The 15,413-nt window shown below is 55.8% G+C and carries 15 protein-coding genes; 7 read left to right on the top strand and 8 right to left on the bottom strand.

Annotation, left to right across the window (positions count from 1 at the left end):
- Positions 1-8 precede the first annotated feature (8 nt).
- From ACO2Q8_RS23745 to ACO2Q8_RS23735, 3 genes are all read left to right on the top strand, one after another.
- On the top strand, positions 9-1,016 hold the full coding sequence (locus ACO2Q8_RS23745; RefSeq protein WP_423347367.1) for a substrate-binding domain-containing protein: 1,008 nt from the start codon (positions 9-11) through the stop codon (positions 1,014-1,016).
- A gap of 12 nt (positions 1,017-1,028) precedes the next feature.
- A complete protein-coding gene (locus ACO2Q8_RS23740) occupies positions 1,029-2,459 on the top strand; it encodes a nucleoside hydrolase-like domain-containing protein (protein WP_423347366.1) in 1,431 nt (476 codons plus the stop codon).
- 119 nt (positions 2,460-2,578) lie between these two features.
- Complete coding sequence (locus ACO2Q8_RS23735) at positions 2,579-3,733, top strand: alginate lyase family protein (RefSeq protein WP_423347365.1); 1,155 nt, start codon at positions 2,579-2,581, stop codon at positions 3,731-3,733.
- Here the strand turns inward: ACO2Q8_RS23735 and ACO2Q8_RS23730 are convergent.
- From ACO2Q8_RS23730 to ACO2Q8_RS23710, 5 genes are all read right to left on the bottom strand, one after another.
- A complete protein-coding gene (locus tag ACO2Q8_RS23730; protein WP_423347364.1) occupies positions 3,730-4,209 on the bottom strand; it encodes a DUF6691 family protein in 480 nt (159 codons plus the stop codon). The genes ACO2Q8_RS23735 and ACO2Q8_RS23730 overlap by 4 nt on opposite strands.
- Before the next feature lie 24 nt (positions 4,210-4,233).
- Positions 4,234-4,806 (bottom strand): YeeE/YedE family protein, encoded by a 573-nt coding sequence (locus tag ACO2Q8_RS23725; protein ID WP_423347363.1) that lies wholly within the window; start codon positions 4,804-4,806, stop codon positions 4,234-4,236.
- Between the two features lie 80 nt (positions 4,807-4,886).
- The gene (locus tag ACO2Q8_RS23720; protein ID WP_423347362.1) at positions 4,887-5,690 is read right to left on the bottom strand and encodes a sulfite exporter TauE/SafE family protein; all 804 of its coding nucleotides are present in this window, start codon (positions 5,688-5,690) and stop codon (positions 4,887-4,889) included.
- Positions 5,691-5,738: 48 nt separating this feature from the next.
- Positions 5,739-6,398 (bottom strand): Crp/Fnr family transcriptional regulator, encoded by a 660-nt coding sequence (locus tag ACO2Q8_RS23715; protein WP_423347361.1) that lies wholly within the window; start codon positions 6,396-6,398, stop codon positions 5,739-5,741.
- A 71-nt stretch (positions 6,399-6,469) separates the two neighbouring features.
- Positions 6,470-6,682, bottom strand: a complete 213-nt coding sequence (locus ACO2Q8_RS23710; protein ID WP_423347360.1) for a YgaP family membrane protein — start codon at positions 6,680-6,682, stop codon at positions 6,470-6,472.
- A 363-nt stretch (positions 6,683-7,045) separates the two neighbouring features.
- Here ACO2Q8_RS23710 and ACO2Q8_RS23705 point away from each other — a divergent pair, with 363 nt between their 5' ends.
- The 4 genes from ACO2Q8_RS23705 to ACO2Q8_RS23690 all read left to right on the top strand — a co-directional run bounded on the left by ACO2Q8_RS23705 (position 7,046) and on the right by ACO2Q8_RS23690 (position 11,425).
- Positions 7,046-7,858 (top strand): class I SAM-dependent methyltransferase, encoded by an 813-nt coding sequence (locus ACO2Q8_RS23705; RefSeq protein WP_423347359.1) that lies wholly within the window; start codon positions 7,046-7,048, stop codon positions 7,856-7,858.
- A 260-nt stretch (positions 7,859-8,118) separates the two neighbouring features.
- The gene (locus ACO2Q8_RS23700) at positions 8,119-9,174 is read left to right on the top strand and encodes a sensor histidine kinase (RefSeq protein WP_423347358.1); all 1,056 of its coding nucleotides are present in this window, start codon (positions 8,119-8,121) and stop codon (positions 9,172-9,174) included.
- A 95-nt stretch (positions 9,175-9,269) separates the two neighbouring features.
- Positions 9,270-10,028: a LytR/AlgR family response regulator transcription factor gene (locus tag ACO2Q8_RS23695; protein WP_423347357.1), complete on the top strand. Its 759-nt coding sequence runs from the start codon at positions 9,270-9,272 to the stop codon at positions 10,026-10,028.
- Between the two features lie 260 nt (positions 10,029-10,288).
- Positions 10,289-11,425 (top strand): serine hydrolase domain-containing protein, encoded by a 1,137-nt coding sequence (locus tag ACO2Q8_RS23690; protein WP_423347356.1) that lies wholly within the window; start codon positions 10,289-10,291, stop codon positions 11,423-11,425.
- Between the two features lie 68 nt (positions 11,426-11,493).
- Here the strand turns inward: ACO2Q8_RS23690 and ACO2Q8_RS23685 are convergent, their stop codons facing one another.
- The 3 genes from ACO2Q8_RS23685 to ACO2Q8_RS23675 form a co-directional block, all read right to left on the bottom strand.
- Complete coding sequence (locus ACO2Q8_RS23685) at positions 11,494-12,294, bottom strand: endonuclease/exonuclease/phosphatase family protein (RefSeq protein ID WP_423347355.1); 801 nt, start codon at positions 12,292-12,294, stop codon at positions 11,494-11,496.
- A gap of 23 nt (positions 12,295-12,317) precedes the next feature.
- Entirely contained in the window at positions 12,318-13,496 is a 1,179-nt protein-coding gene (locus ACO2Q8_RS23680) for a metallophosphoesterase family protein (RefSeq protein ID WP_423347354.1), read from the bottom strand.
- 182 nt (positions 13,497-13,678) lie between these two features.
- Complete coding sequence (locus tag ACO2Q8_RS23675) at positions 13,679-15,409, bottom strand: RagB/SusD family nutrient uptake outer membrane protein (RefSeq protein ID WP_423347353.1); 1,731 nt, start codon at positions 15,407-15,409, stop codon at positions 13,679-13,681.
- Between the last annotated feature and the right edge of the window lie 4 nt (positions 15,410-15,413).

The raw sequence follows: 15,413 nt of genomic DNA, 5'->3' as shown, positions 1-15,413 counted from the left end.
ATTTCGCCATGAAACAACTGGCCCTCCTCCCGCTGCTCCTGCTGCTGGCCTGCGAACTGCCTCCCCGGGGCGCGGGCAATTCCACCGCCCTGCGAACGGCCACGACAGCCGCCGAAACCGGGGCGGAGGAAGAATACGTGATGGTGACGACAGCCGTGACCATGCCGATGTACGTCAACCACGACCAGGCCACGTTCCGGCGCTGGGGCGACGCGCGCAACGTCAAGGTGTCCATTCTTGGCCCGGCCGACTGGGATGTTCCGGCGCAGATCAACACCATCGAGGAGGTGATCGGCACGCGGCCGTCGGGCCTGCTCATCAACGGCACCGATCCAGCCCTGGCTCCGGTGATCAACAAAGCCGTGGCCGCCGGGATTCCGACGGTGGTGTACGATTCGGACATTCCGAACTCGAACCGGCACGCTTTTCTGGGCACTAACTGGTACGAAATCGGGCAAATGCAGGGCCGCGAAATGGTGAAGTTGCTGGGCGGTAAAGGCAAGATCGCCTACATGGGCATCCTGGGCCTGACGAACATGGAAGACGGTTTTCGGGGACTGCTCGACGTGTTGAAACAGCATCCGGGCATTGAAGTTGTGGGAAAATTCGACGACAAAGCGAACGTGGAAGCAGCCGCCCGCATCACCGCCGACCTGCTGGCGGCTCATCCCGACCTGACCGGTTTGTGCGGTTTCGACTCCAACTCCGGGCCGGGTATGGCACTGGCGGTTCGGGAAGCCGGAAAAGCCGGGAAGGTCAAGATCACGACCGTCGACTGGGAACCGGAACATCTGCGGTTGGTCCAGGACGGCGTCATTCAGATGCTGGCGGGCCAGAAACGCGAGTTGTTCACCTGGTACGGCGCGCAATTTCTGTACGACATGGTGCACCAAACGAACCAACTGGGACACACCGGCGCGCGCTCCGACATCACCACGATTCCGGCCACGGTCAACACCGGTTTGCTGCGCATCACGAAGGAAAATATAAACGAGTTCGTACAAACTCCCCAGTAAAAACGGACCTCCATGATGCGGTTTTCCTCGCTGAAACGATCAGGCATTCCCTGGATTTGGGCCAGCCCGCTGGGCTTGCTGGCGTTCCTTTTCAGCGGAATGGAAACTTCACCCCGCCTGGAAAATCCGGAAAAGCCCCGGGTGCTGATTTTAACCGACATCAGCAGCCTGCAAGCGGGCGTTGCCGAACCCGACGATGGCCAATCGCTGATCCGGCTCATGCTGTATACCAACGAATTACAGATTGAGGGCCTGATTGCTTCCTCGAATTTGAGACACGGTCAACGGGTAAAACCGGGCTTGATTCAACAGGTAATTGACGCGTACGAAACTGTTCAGCCGACCCTTTTAAAGCACGACCGAGCCTATCCATCGGCCAGTTACTTAAAAACGTTGGTCAAAGCCGGGCAGCCACTGGCCGGGCCAACGATTCCGGTTACGGGCAGCGTCGGCCTGGGGCTCGACACGGATGCGTCGGAATGGATCATCCGGGTCGTTGACCGGCCCGATCCGCGCCCGGTCTGGGTGTGCGTCTGGGGTGGCACGACGGATCTGGCCCAGGCACTCTGGAAGGTCCGGCAAACCCGTTCGGCCGAGGCCGTGCAGGCTTTTGTCCGGAAACTGCGCGTTCACGCCATCAGCGATCAGGACGCCACGGGTCCGTGGATTCGCGCGGAATTTCCATCACTCTTTTACATCCTGAACCGGCACAATTTCCGGGGTATGTACCGGGGCGGCAACATCCGGCTGGTCGACTCGACCTGGGTGGCTACCCGCATTCAGGGCAGCGGCAATCGGCTCGGCGCGCTGTACCCTAACTACGCGGGGGGCGACATCTGGAGCGCGCGAATCGGACGGGTAAAGGGCATCAAGGAGGGCGACACGCCCTCATTCCTCAGCTTGATTCCCAATGGCTTACCCATTCCCGAAAAACCGGAACTGGGTGGATGGAGCGGTTTTTTCCGACGAAACGAAACCGGCTTTTTTCAGGATCAGGCCGATTCCACGGCCGCTGTTGCGACCGATCCGACGCCGTACATGGCCGCTGTCTATCGCTGGCGCGCCGACTGGCAGGCCGATTTCGAAGCCCGTTTGCAGTGGTGTACGAAACCTTATGGAGCGGCCAATCATCACCCCCGGATTGTAGTCAATGGCGATGCCACCCACCAGCCGATCACGCAGTTGGCAGCGCCCGGAAACCGCATCCGATTCGACGCCGGAAAGTCGTCGGACCCCGACGGGCATTCGCTCTCGTACCACTGGCAGGTTTACCCCCAAACCGCATCGCCGGTTGTCGTGCTGGAAGGTGACCGCACTCCGCGTCTGACCGTGCGTATTGCTGCCACCGCCCAGCCCCAAACCATTCCGCTGCTGTTGACGGTGACCGACTCGGGCCAGCCCGCGCTGACCCGCTACCGCCGTATCCTTTTGTCCGTTCGTTGATTTCGTTCTATCAGCATAAAAATTAGCTCACTGCCAGGCGAGTAGATCGCTCGAAGAACCGCTTTATTATCCGTTTATGCATGGTTGTTTTCCCGGGCTCTATCTTTCATTCGCTACTGATGCGGTTTCTTTTTCTTCTTCTGATTGGCCTGATGGTCGTTGGGCGAGCACACAGCCAACCGCCCAAAACCGTCGTTTCCACGCTAAAACCGACGATTCTGGCCGAAGCCCACTGGGCGATGCAACAACAACCGGTGACCGTGACGGCCCAGACCTCGCCCCGGAGCACGGGCAGCAAACATGACTTTTTCTCGGAGGGCGACTACTGGTGGCCGGACTCCACGAATCCGCAGGGGCCATACATCCAGCGCGACGGCATGACCAATCCAGACAATTTTGTGGCCCACCGCCAGGCCATGATCCGGTTCAGCCGGGTTGTGGGGGCGCTGGCGTCGGCTTACGTCGTCACTCGGGATGAAACCTACGTCCGGCACGCTTTGCGGCACCTCAACGCCTGGTTTATCGACACGACTACCCGCATGAATCCATCCCTGCTCTACGCACAGGCCATCAAAGGCCGGGCCACGGGCCGGGGCATCGGCATCATCGACACCATTCACCTGATGGAAGTGGCGCAGGGGTTGATGGTCATGGAAAAGGCAAAAAGCTGCGACCCGCGCGCCGTGGCCGCCATCCGGCGATGGTTTGCCAATTACCTCACCTGGCTGACCACGCATCCGTACGGCCGGGACGAGATGAACGCCAAAAACAACCACGCCACCTGCTGGGTCATGCAGGCAGCTTCGTTTGCCCGACTGACCCGCAACGATTCCGTGTTGGCCTTCTGCCGAAATCGCTACAAAACCGTGTTGCTGCCCGAGCAGATGGCCGCTGACGGGAGCTTTCCGCTCGAACTCCGCCGGACCAAACCGTACGGTTATTCGCTGTTCAACCTGGATGCCATGACCACGATTTGTCAGATTCTGGCGACCCCCGCCGACAACCTCTGGACCTATCAGACCCCCGACGGGCGCAGCATCGAAAAAGGCATCCGATATCTGTACCCGTTCGTGGCCGACAAAAGCCGCTGGCCCCTAAAACCGGATGTAATGTACTGGAACGACTGGCCCGTGGCGCACCCATTTCTGGCGTTTGGAGCAGTGGCGTTCAAGGAGAAAAACTGGCTGACAGCCTGGCAGAAACTGGATCACAAGCCGCAGGTGGAAGAAGTGCTGCGCAACCTGCCGATCCGCAATCCAATTATTTGGTTTTAGCCCTTCCGACTTCGCCAATAACCGTACACCCAGGTTCCGGCAATGGCGCTCAGAAGGGTAACTGTGACGACCAGAAAACCGCTGCCGATCTGCGCGAACAACGGCCCCGGACAAGCGCCGGTGATGGCCCAGCCCAGGCCGAACAGCAAACCACCCCAAATCTGGCCCGAATGAAATTGTTTCGGATGAAAGACGACTTTTTCGCCCGCCAGGGTTTTGATGTCAAACCGTTTGATTAGCCAGACCGACAGCATCCCCACCAGTACCGCCGAGCCGATGACACCATACATGTGAAAACTGTGGAGCCGGAACATCTCCTGAATCCGGAACCAGGAGATGATTTCGGCTTTGACAAAAACAATTCCGAACGCAACCCCCAGTAGCCCGTATTTAAGGTTCGCCAACCCGGTTTCGGGCCGTTTCATGTCGTTGGGGGCATCGCAGGTTAGTTCCTGCTCAGAAATAATCTCTTTCATGGTGTACGTTGATTGTTGTGTTCGTTAAAACCATTGCAGGAGATACGGCAGAATCAGGTGCGTCATGGCAAAACCGCCCGCCATAAAACAGCAGGTCGCCACGAGCGAGGGCCATTGCAGGTTGGAAAGGCCCATGATCGAATGACCGGAGGTGCAGCCGCCCGCCATCCGCGTTCCGAAACCAACCAGAAAACCGCCTGCCACAAAGAAAACCAAGCCCCTGAGCGTAAACAAATTGCTGGCCTGGAACAAATCCGAGGGCATCAAGCCGGAGAAGTCCCGAATGCCCAGACCGTGCAGGGCCGCAACGGTTTCGGACGCAATCCGAATCGCATCGGGACTCGCCAGAAACTGCGTCGCCAGAAAACCGCCCACGAATATGCCCGCAACAAACAGCAGATTCCAGCTTTCTTTTTTCCAGTTGTACGTAAAAAACGGGAGTCCGGCCGGTAGGCAAGCCGCGCAGATGTGCCGCAGCGACGACGAAATTCCGAATGATTTATTGCCAATCAACAGCAACGCGGGCACCGTCAGCCCAATCAACGGGCCAGCCACGTACCAGGGCCAGGGCTTCCGGAGCCATTCAATTATTTCCATACTTCAGGTTTATCGTTCAGAAAGCAAAACTACGGCGCTTCTTTCGGGCCGTCAGTGACTTTTATTACAAGACGATGCGCTTAAAAAAATGTTTCTTTTAGGATGATGTACACCCCCATCACAAGTACAAACCAGCCGAATGCCTTTTTTAGTTTCTGCCCGGAAATAAAGCGCGCGAGGTAACTCCCGAACAGAATACCGACCACCGCCAGCGCCGTAAATTCGAGCAAAAACCGCCAATCGATGGCCACTTGTGACAACCCGCTCAGAAAACCGATCAGTGAGTTGGCCGCGATGATGAGCAGCGACGTTCCGACCGCCATTTTAACCGGCAACCGGGCCAGCATCACCAGCGAGGGAATGATTAGAAAACCGCCCCCGGCCCCAACGAAACCCGTGAGCACTCCCACCAGCACCCCTTCGAGCGCCAGCAACTGCGGATTCAGTCGGGGCGGTTTTCCGGAAACGTCGGAATCCGGCAATGGGTCACGAATCAGGGCCCCCGAAGCGGCCAGCATCACCAGCCCAAAGACGACCATGATGGTCACGTTTTTACTCAGCGAGAAAACCGACGTGGCGAAAACCGGGTCAGGCAGGGCCGGAACGAGGTAGGTGCGGGTGAGGTAAACGGCGCCGAACGAGGGCAGCGAAAACGCCAGCGCGGCCGGGTAATTGATCAGCCCTTGCCGCAGGTATCGGGCCGTGCCGACCAGCGAGGTCGTGCCGACCACAAACAGCGAATAGGTGGTGGAGATAGCCGGATTGATGCCGAGCAGGTACACCAGCACCGGCAGCGTCAGAATACTGCCTCCGCCCCCGACCAGCCCCAGCACCACGCCGATCAGGATGGAGGCTAAAAAGCCCAGAATCACCTGTGTACTCATGCCGTTTTTTCAGCAAAACACGGCACGAAACCGGGCGCTTTCCGTGATTTATGTCACACGGAAGCGGTTTTTATCCAGAATTTCGATTTTGTTTCGCGACAACCGGAGGTAGCCCACCCGTTCGAGTTGTTTCAATAACCGGGAGATCACTTCGCGGGAGGTCGCCATTTCGCGGGCAATTTCTTCGTGCGTGATCTGCAAAACCGCCGACTGGGCATTCTGCGTTTTTTTGCGCAGGTAGGTCAGCAGCCGCTCATCGAGTTTCTGAAACGCGATGCTGTCGATGGTCGCAATCATGTCGTCGAACCGGCGCTGGTAGGTGCGAAAAACGAATTGTTTCCAGGTCGGAAACCGGCAAATCCATTCTTCCACCTTTCCAATCGGAATGGCGATCAGCCGCGTTTTTTCTTCGGCCACGGCCACAATTTCGCTCGGTTTGTTTTCCAGACAGCACGTCAGCGACATGGCGCAGGAATCCAGCCCACCCAGGTGGTAGAGCAATGCTTCGCGCCCCTCGGCATCAGGCCGCATGATTTTGACCGAACCGCTCAGCAGAATCGGTACCGACCGAACGTAACTGCCCGGACGAATCAGATAGTCGCCTTCTTCAATTTCCTGTTCAATTCCGACCCGGCTGATTTCTTCAATCAATGCCGGTTCGAAATGTCCCTGCAGGGCGTCAAAAACACGTTGACTGTCGTTCACCATTCGCGAATCTATTCGGACCCGATGTGTCGGTACGGAATCGGTCGAATCCGCTCCAGACCAGCCATCCGGCTTCAGGACATCTTTTTCCGACGGAAGGTACTAATTCCCAGAAGGTGATACAAGGGACAAAAGTTCACCAGACTGGTCACAATCATCAGTCCAGCGACGATCAGCGCCACCGCAGCCCATACTCCGCTCAGGAGGTCGGCGATGAACACGCCCAACAGGACAGCAGCAATCAGCATACGAACGGTTTTGTCGGAAAATCCAATGTTCTTTTTCATGGCCTTTTTTTGTACGAAACACGGACTTAAGTACCGGAAAGTCAGTGACATTTGTCACCAGATCGGCTGATTTCCCGACTTTTAAGCCATTGGCAGTTTCCTGCCAGTTCAGACGGTCAAGTAGCGAGCCGCCCAAAATCACCCGGTTCAGGGACTTCTAAATCACTGATTTCGGTGACGGTTCCGACGAAAATGCCCGATACCTTTGCCCAAGTTTAGCGGGGTTTGTTTCCGGCGTCCTACCGCGCCTGTTTTGGGTAGCATCCGGGTTTTAAAGCCTGAAACTGACCGGTTTTCGCTCCCAACCAGGCTCTTGCAATGTGTATCCATCCCTTTTCATGTTAACGCATTAAACAATAAAGCATGAATCCAAACAAAGCATTATGGGAAAAAGGTGATTTTACTCGCCTGGCCGAAACAATGCGCGAAAGCGGTGCCGTTCTGGTCGAAAAAATCGGCATTACAGAAGGCCTGAAGGTACTCGACCTGGGTTGCGGTGACGGCACGACCGCCATACCAGCCGCCAAAGCGGGCGCTGAGGTGTTAGGTGTCGATATTGCCCGGAATCTGGTTGAAGCCGGTAACAAGCGGGTACAAAGCGAAGGGTTGACCACCTGTACCTTCCGGGAAGGCGACGCCACGAATCTGAGTGAATTAAAAGACGAAACATTCGATCTGGTTATCAGCATCTTCGGGGCCATGTTCGCGCCCAAACCGTTCGACGTAGCCCGGGAAATGGTACGAGTGACCCGACCCGGTGGCCGCATTGTAATGGGTAACTGGATTCCGGGCGACCCGACCCTGGTCGCCCAGATCCTGAAAATCAGTTCGGCTTACACGCCCCCGCCCCCGGAGGGCTTTGTCAGTCCCATGCTGTGGGGCGTCGAGAGCCAGGTGCTCGAACGCTTCGGACAAACCGGAATACCGGCCGGGAATATCACGTTTGAAAGGGACACCTACACTTTCAACGCGGCCTTTCCGCCCGCCGAGTTCCTGAGCCGGTTCCGGACCTACTACGGCCCGACTATGAATGCATTTGAAGCCGCCGAAAAGAACGGAAAAACGGATGAGCTACAGCGTGAACTGGAAGCGCTGTTTGTCAGTCAGAATCAAAGTTCCCGGGAAAATGAGACATCCATACCGGCGACCTTCCTGCGGGTAACCGTCCGAAAATAGAGCGCATTGCTCTTGGCGATTGATCATTATCGCTCGTCTCTTCCGATTGCGAATTACCGCGTCAGTTTCTCATGATTTCAGCCCGAAAGAGCGGAAAACTTGGGAGGCTGGCGTTGTATTTGGCCGTTCATCCGGTCTAAACCAGACTTCAAAGGCGGTAATTCTACCTTCATCGGGATACTGCTTTTCAAAACCGGCTCGATTCCGGAACTTGGGGCCCTCAACGAACCTGCGCCAAAGGACCGCTGAATGGATTGATGATGAATAACCTCGAACGGACTGCTCCTCCCCGACCTGAAGAGGCTGGTAAAAAACCGTTTTCGGCCCGGACGCTGCTGTGGCAGTTGTTTGGCTTTACGCTCCTGCTGGGGTTTGTGAGTGACTTGAATGTAGTGGGCTGGCAACCCGATTTGCTGCTGTTGCTGACAGTCAACGGAATTGTGCTCACCCTTGTGGTCTTCTGGCTGGTCATCAGGCCGGTCAAGTGGTTCTCCGACCGCTGGCTGAGCTGGCGGGATGCACCCTACCGAAAACTATTGTTTACTATTTTCCTGTCGGGTTTAGGGGCCGTACTGGTGCTGCTGGCCGAGTTGCAATTGTTTATGGTGCTGTTCAACGAAGCCGAAAACGAACCCTCGCGTAACTTTCACGACCTGCTGTTTGCTTTTCTGATTACGATGATCGGGGCCGCAATTTATAGTTCGACGGATTTTTTTGCCTACTGGCGTCGCGAACTGGTGCGCAGTGAAACGCTGGAGAAAGAAAAAGCGTTAGCCCAACTGGCGACCCTGAAAAGCCAGCTCAATCCGCATTTTCTGTTCAATTCGCTCAACACGCTGGCCTCGCTCACGCACCAGGACCCCGCCCGCGCCCGCGACTGCATTCAGCAACTCGCCCGGGTCTACCGCTATGTCCTCGAAAACCGGGATGCCGACCTGGTGCCTTTGCAGCAGGAACTTCAGTTTCTGACTGCTTACGGGAATTTACTCCAGGCCCGTTTCGGCCCGGCCCTGCAAATTGATCCGGGAAACGCGGTTCATTCCAGTGGTTACGTGCCGCCTTTGGTGGTGCAGATGCTGGTCGAAAATGCGGTCAAGCACAACATGGTTTCGATTAAAAAACCGCTGCGGATTCAGGTCTACCGGGAGGGCGATCAACTGATTGTACGCAATAACCGCCAACCCAAAATCGACCAGGTGTATTCGTCGGGCATGGGTCTGACCAACATCCAAACCCGCTACAGTTACCTGACCGACAAGCAATTATCCATTCAAGAAACCACCGACTGGTTTACCGTTAAACTACCACTGTTATGAATGATGAATTATGAGTTATGAATTATGAGTTGGCTGACGCATTCTATTCCATTGAGGCAGCGCAACTCATAACTCTTAACTCTTAACTAAAAACTATGAACGCCGTAATTATCGAAGACGAATACCCTGCTTACCAGGAGTTGTGTCGGTTGCTGGCCGAGGTGGCTCCGCAGGTGCAGGTCGTCGAACACCTGACCACGATTGAGGATGCCGTAGCGTGGTTTTCGGAGAAGCCCCGAATCGACTTGATTTTCATGGACATCCAGTTGTCCGACGGCCTGAGCTTCCGGATTTTTGAAGAAACCGAACCAGGTGCGCCGGTCATCTTCACAACGGCCTTCGATCAGTACGCGCTGCGGGCGTTTCAGGTCAAAGGTGTTGACTACCTGCTCAAGCCCATCGATCCTGCTGAACTGAAAGGCAGCATTCAGCGCGTAGCGGAAACCGCATCGCGGATTTCCCGCGCCGACCTCACGGACCTGCGCGAAGCCGTGCAAAACCTGAAACCGGTCTACAAAACCCGCTTCGCCATCCGGGTCGGTACCGGCCTCAAGTTGATCGACACCAGCCAGGTCGCTTACTTCGAAGTGGAAGGCAATTACGTAACCCTGTACGACACCGGAGGCCGTAAATACGTGGTCGACTACCGCATGGACGACTTGACAGCCCTGTTGTCGCCGACCGATTTTTTCCGGATTTCGCGCCAGCATATCATTCATGTCAAGGCCATTCGGGAAGTAGAAACCTATCCCGGTAGCCGGTATGCGATCAAACTGGCGGTTCAAACGCCGAAGCCGATCGTGGTGTCGGCCAGCCGGGTGCGCGAATTCCGGCAGTGGCTGGAAGAAAACTAACTTATTAACCGTCAGTGCCGTAACACCACTTCGGATTTTAGGATGCGATTCTATATTAACCGCATCATCCTACGTTGACACGCTATGTTTTTCACTTGGACTATCAACTGTCTCTCGATGGCTTTTTTTATGCCAGGCCCCTGATCACTACGGCTCAATTTGCCCTGTTCACATGGTAATTTTCAAGATTCAGCCGGTTTTCTGTGGATTTGCGGGGCAACAGTACCGATCTTTGGCTTACCCGTTTTTCTTACACACCGATGAAAAAAAACAAATGGTTTGTCCTTTTGGCCGTTCTGGCAATGGCCGGTTGCACCCAAGAAGATGGTACACCCGTCGACGACCTTTCGACCAATAATCCGCTTCAATCGGAGCAGGATAAAACCATCGATGCCCGACTACGGCCTTATTTTCGGCAAAAAGTGCATGTCGGTGCGCTGGTCGGCGTTTACCGGCAAGGCACCGTGAGTTGGTACGAATACGGCGAGACGGCCAAAGGCTCGGGCCAGCGCCCCGGTGCCAATACCCTGTTCGAAATCGGCTCAATCACCAAACCAATCACGGCCGCTCTGGTAATCGACTGGCTTCAACAGAACCAGTTGACACTTGACACCCCGGTAGCTGCCTATCTTCCTGCCGAAGCCCGTTCGGGAGCCAGCAAGAACAACAAACCGATGACTTTCAGGCACTTGCTGGATTATTCCAGCGGCCTGCCCGAAGACGGCACCCTGGCCCCGGACCTAATCAGTGCCCCCGGCTACAATCCGGCTAATCCGTTCCAGCATTTCGACAGCACTCAGGTTTACAATTACCTGAAAAACCGGGGGCTGACCAACACCCCCGGAACAACCTACAGCTACTCGAATCTGGCGTTCGGGCTGGCCGGGATTCTGCTCGAACGCAACACCCGGCAGACTTACGAAACGCTGGTCCGCGAGCGCATTACCGGGCCGCTCCAGATGAATGATACGGGAATAACGTTGTCGGCGGAGCAGGAAAAGCGGATGGCGCAGGGCTATGATGCCTCGGGCAAAACCGTGGCCCGCTGGAAAAACCTGGGCGGTTTTGCAGCCGCCGGTATTCTGGTGTCGTCGGGTACTGATTTGATGAAATTCGGACAGGCACACCTGCGGGGCGACAGCCCGCTGGAGAAGATCCTGGCCCCTACCCGGCAGGTTTCGTTTGTGTCGGCCACCGACGGCCGTCAGGGCCTGGGCTGGGTGCTCACCGACCCCGAATTCGACGGGGTGCTGAAATCCGGCGGCACGGGTGGTTTTAGCAGCCTGCTCGTGACCTCGAAAACGAAACAAATGGTGATCATCATGCTGGTCAACAACAAAGACGACTCGGCGGTGCAAACCTTTGGCTTGCTGGCCGCCGATTTATTGAAACTGTAGAAAGGGAAAAACCGTATTCCGTGGCCCGATTCACACGGGCGTTCGCCGTCGCACCCTATTTTTCTGAGTTAGTTCACCTCCAACTCAGCCACCACCGGCAGATGGTCGGAGGCATACGGCTCGTCAATCACGCGGGTGGACAGGCTTTTGATCAGGCCATTCGGTGTGTACATCACGAAGTCGATGGCCCGGTTCGGATTTTTCACCGGAATCGTCGGCGCGCACTCCTGGCAGCTTCGGACGAAATGCTGGTCGAGGTACTGAATGACTTTGCTGTCGGGCCGGGCGTTGAAATCGCCCCCGAGCACCATTGGCAACCCGGTTTTTTCAAACTGCTTCACAATCAATTCGGATTGCGAAAGCCGGTTCGGTTCTTTCAAATCGAGGTGCGTACTGGCAAAAATGATTTTCTTCCCTTTCGCCACCTCGACGGTAACGGCCGCAATGGTCCGGGTTTCGCCCCCCAGAACCGGGTCGACGGGCAGAATAAACCGGCTCGAATCCAGGATCGGGAACCGCGACAGCACGGCCACCCCGTAATCGCCCCCCTGGTGGTCGATGGCTTTCGAAAAGAAATAATACATTCCGGTCAGCCGGGCCAGCTCGCGGGCTTGGTGGATGCCTTTTCCCGAACGCTCCGTATTGACATCCACTTCCTGCAAGGCGACCAGATCCGGTTCTTCCTTCGTGATAACCCGCGCAATGGCTTCGACTTCAATGTTCGTTCCGGCCGAGGGCGGGTTGCAGTGATGAATGTTGTAGGTCATCACGCGCACTCTTTTCGGTTTTTTCGACAATGCGGCCGTGCCATCATTGGCATATCCAAATCCTGAAAGAAGGGCAAGCAGCAATGCAAAAAGTGGTTTCATGATACGGTTTTCATGGATGAATGCTAAGTCCGGTTTTTCTTCGGGAGGGTGTATTTGCCCACTACTTCGCCGTCGTCGCGGATCATCTTCAGATCCAGGGCTTTGGCGGTCGCGTGGAGTTTGATGATCGTCCGTTTGCCTTCGAGCGGGCCGCCCCCGATGACGATTGGGTAGTTATGGGTTGCGTCCGGGTCATGGGTCATGTAGCGATGCGTATGGCCCGAAATCTGGAGATCGATTTTGGCTCTGTTCAGCAACGGCCCAAACACCTGCTGCCCGTGCATCGGACCGTGCCAGTCGCCCGAGTGGTAGGGCGATATGTGAATCAGCACCACCCGGAACGGCGCTTTTTTGAACTCCGGGCTTTCAATTTCCTTTTCCAGCCACCTGGCCTGCGTTTCGCGGTAACGGTCGAAGGCCGATAACCCACCGTATTCCACGCTGTCGTCGGTTTTATCTTCGCCCGAATCGAGCACCACAAACCGCACGGGTCCGCGTGTGAAGGCGTAGTAGTATTTTCCCTCCGGATAAGCGAAATAGGCCGGAATCTGCCGCGAAAAACTGCCCCGGCACTCGTGGTTGCCCTGGGTCAAAATAAACGGCACCTCCGTGGCAAACACATCCACTGCCGGTTTAAGCAGGTGGTCGACCATCTGATTTTCGTCCGACACCCAGTCGAAGCAGTCGCCGTTAAACACCACGAAGTCGTAATCCCGCCGGTTGCCGGTGTAGCCGTGCCGGTAGAGCAGGTGCGGAATGGTCTGGGGTCGGTCGTGGATGTCGTTCAGCACCACCATCCGGAATTCTTCCTCGTTCTCGGCCGGGGTTTTAAAACCGTAGAGCGGGCTGCTGATGGTTTCGCCAAACTCCACTTTCGATCCTTTGTAGCCCAGCACTTCCGTCGAGACGATCTTGTATTTGTGCTCCGTGCCAGGTTTCAGGCCGGTCAGCGTGATTTTGTTGATGCGGTTGTTGGCCTGAATCAGGCCGTTGTGGTAGCCGAATTCCCGCTTGCTGGTGTAGGTTCCGGCCCCATATTCGACCCAGCTAAAGCAGTTTTTGTGGGTGATCCACAGGATGGTTACCTCGCGGTTGCCCAAATTTTGCAGGTACGGCCCCACGACAAAGTGGTTTTTCTCCTCCGTCGGAGCGGCCACCGCCGGGATGCCGGGCAACAGGCCCAGCGCCCCGATTTGAGACATTTTTTCAAGAAACGAACGTCGGTCAGCTAGCATTTAAAGAAGGATTTAGGAATAGATAAGGCTTTTTAATTTAAAATGTAAAACTCTAAATGTCGAATGTAGCAGTAGAACTGCTCATTGGGTCGGACACCTCAGTTTTACATCCGACATTTATAGTTTTACATTTTAAATTCAATTCGGACTCACTCCCAGTTGGGATTCTGGGTCAGATTCGGATTTAGCAGCCGCTCCTGCTTCGGAATCGGATACAGATAATCCCGGTTTTCGTTGAACTTCTTGTTGATGTGCCCGTTGATCACAATATTACCGCCCTTAGTACCATTTTCGAGCAGGATTTCACTGCCGAGTTTTAGCAACTGCGCGCCTGGCACGGTCGGTTTGGTGCCTTCGTAAATGACCAGATCGACTTTCCCGTTTTTATCCAGATCATAGCTGCCGGGGCCGGGGAAGTACATGCCTTTGAACGGCTTCGTGAGGGCCTGGCCTTCTTTCCAGCGGATGAGGTCGTCCCAGCGGAAGAAGTTTTCCATCACCAGTTCGATGCGCCGTTCGCGCCGGATTTCCAGCATCACCCCCGTATTGGCTCCTTTCAGTTGGGTGTACAGTTGCGCCTGATATGGGTCCGGTTTGGCGTTGGCGGCCGCCAGGTTGATGTTCGGCATCCCGACGCGGTCGCGGATTAGCTTGATGGACGCATCCAGATCCGCCTGCGTCAGCGTGCCGCGCTCGGCTTTGGCTTCCGCGAAGTTCAGCAGCACTTCGGCGTACCGGAAAATGGGCATGTCGGTAATGTCCTTGTTGAACGTATCCCATTTCGGAGCCGACACAAACTTGATCAACTGGTACCCGGTTACGGTCGCACCGAATTCCGGCACGAGCGGGGTGTTTTCGCCGATGCGCGTGTAGCCGGGCGTCCGGATGGTCTGGGCCAGGCGGGGATCACGGTTTTGCACTTCCTCCGCGAATTGCATGGTTTCGTAGCCTTTGACATCCGTAAACGGCGTCCCATCGGCCATCAAATAACTGTTCACCAATCTCTTTTCCAAACCCGGCCGGCCGTACGAAGCCGTCATCGTGTAGTAGTTCAGGTTGTGGTACACCTGGAGTTCGTCGCTGAAATCCCGGGCCAGAATCACCTCGTCGGGGATGGCGTTGTCGGACGAAAACAAGCGGAGATAAGCCGTCGAGGGTGTGGCTTTGTAGATGGTATAGCCACTGTTTTTCATCAACTCGTCCGAAGCGGCAATGCACTCGTCCAGCCATTTATCCGAATTGGGCAGGTTGAATTCCGGATGGTATTTCCGGAACGTGCCCTCGTAGAGCGCCAGGCGCGATTTCAGCGCCAGCGCCGTCCATTTGGTCACGGTGTTCAGTTGACGGGAAGCGTCGAGGTTGGCGATGGCGTAGTTGATATCGGCCAGCACGGAATCCATTACCATCGTTCGCGGGTCGCGGGCTTTGGTCAGCATGTCCTGATCCGTTATTTCGATGGTATGTGAATACCAGGGCACATCGCCAAACCGCTTCACCATGCCGTAGTAAAAATACGCCCGAAAAAACCGCGCCAGCCCGTTGTATTTGGCCACAGCCCGCTTGTCGGGACACTTATTGGAGTTGGCCAGAAAATAATTGATGTTCCGCAGGTTGCCCCACGACCAGCCGCCCCCGCTCGTAGGCACCACCCGCGTGCCCTGCAACTCGTCGCGGAGGCTATTTTTTACGATGTTATCCACATCCTCGTTGTACACGTCCTCGGCCGACGGCAGGGCGTTGTAAAACGAATTGGTATACAGCAACAAATCGTTTTCAGTATTGAAAAATGTCTCGGGCGAAATGGCATCCTGCGGCAGCAGGTCCAGATCGCAGGAACTCAGGCCCACGGCCAGCGCAATCAGACTAATTATTTTTTTCATCGAA

It is taken from the genome of Larkinella sp. VNQ87 (assembly GCF_049445795.1).
In the GTDB taxonomy this organism is placed as follows: domain Bacteria; phylum Bacteroidota; class Bacteroidia; order Cytophagales; family Spirosomataceae; genus Larkinella.
This window is presented reverse-complemented; position numbering and strand designations above follow the sequence as displayed.

Coding starts and splice junctions, on each gene's coding strand:
- ACO2Q8_RS23710 (WP_423347360.1), bottom strand. CDS start 6,682: ATGAAAAAGAACATTGGATTTTCCGACAAAACCGTTCGTATGCTGATT.
- ACO2Q8_RS23735 (WP_423347365.1), top strand. CDS start 2,579: ATGCGGTTTCTTTTTCTTCTTCTGATTGGCCTGATGGTCGTTGGGCGA.
- ACO2Q8_RS23705 (WP_423347359.1), top strand. CDS start 7,046: ATGAATCCAAACAAAGCATTATGGGAAAAAGGTGATTTTACTCGCCTG.
- ACO2Q8_RS23720 (WP_423347362.1), bottom strand. CDS start 5,690: ATGAGTACACAGGTGATTCTGGGCTTTTTAGCCTCCATCCTGATCGGC.
- ACO2Q8_RS23690 (WP_423347356.1), top strand. CDS start 10,289: ATGAAAAAAAACAAATGGTTTGTCCTTTTGGCCGTTCTGGCAATGGCC.
- ACO2Q8_RS23745 (WP_423347367.1), top strand. CDS start 9: ATGAAACAACTGGCCCTCCTCCCGCTGCTCCTGCTGCTGGCCTGCGAA.
- ACO2Q8_RS23725 (WP_423347363.1), bottom strand. CDS start 4,806: ATGGAAATAATTGAATGGCTCCGGAAGCCCTGGCCCTGGTACGTGGCT.
- ACO2Q8_RS23685 (WP_423347355.1), bottom strand. CDS start 12,294: ATGAAACCACTTTTTGCATTGCTGCTTGCCCTTCTTTCAGGATTTGGA.
- ACO2Q8_RS23695 (WP_423347357.1), top strand. CDS start 9,270: ATGAACGCCGTAATTATCGAAGACGAATACCCTGCTTACCAGGAGTTG.
- ACO2Q8_RS23715 (WP_423347361.1), bottom strand. CDS start 6,398: ATGGTGAACGACAGTCAACGTGTTTTTGACGCCCTGCAGGGACATTTC.
- ACO2Q8_RS23740 (WP_423347366.1), top strand. CDS start 1,029: ATGATGCGGTTTTCCTCGCTGAAACGATCAGGCATTCCCTGGATTTGG.
- ACO2Q8_RS23675 (WP_423347353.1), bottom strand. CDS start 15,409: ATGAAAAAAATAATTAGTCTGATTGCGCTGGCCGTGGGCCTGAGTTCC.
- ACO2Q8_RS23680 (WP_423347354.1), bottom strand. CDS start 13,496: ATGTCTCAAATCGGGGCGCTGGGCCTGTTGCCCGGCATCCCGGCGGTG.
- ACO2Q8_RS23730 (WP_423347364.1), bottom strand. CDS start 4,209: ATGAAAGAGATTATTTCTGAGCAGGAACTAACCTGCGATGCCCCCAAC.
- ACO2Q8_RS23700 (WP_423347358.1), top strand. CDS start 8,119: ATGAATAACCTCGAACGGACTGCTCCTCCCCGACCTGAAGAGGCTGGT.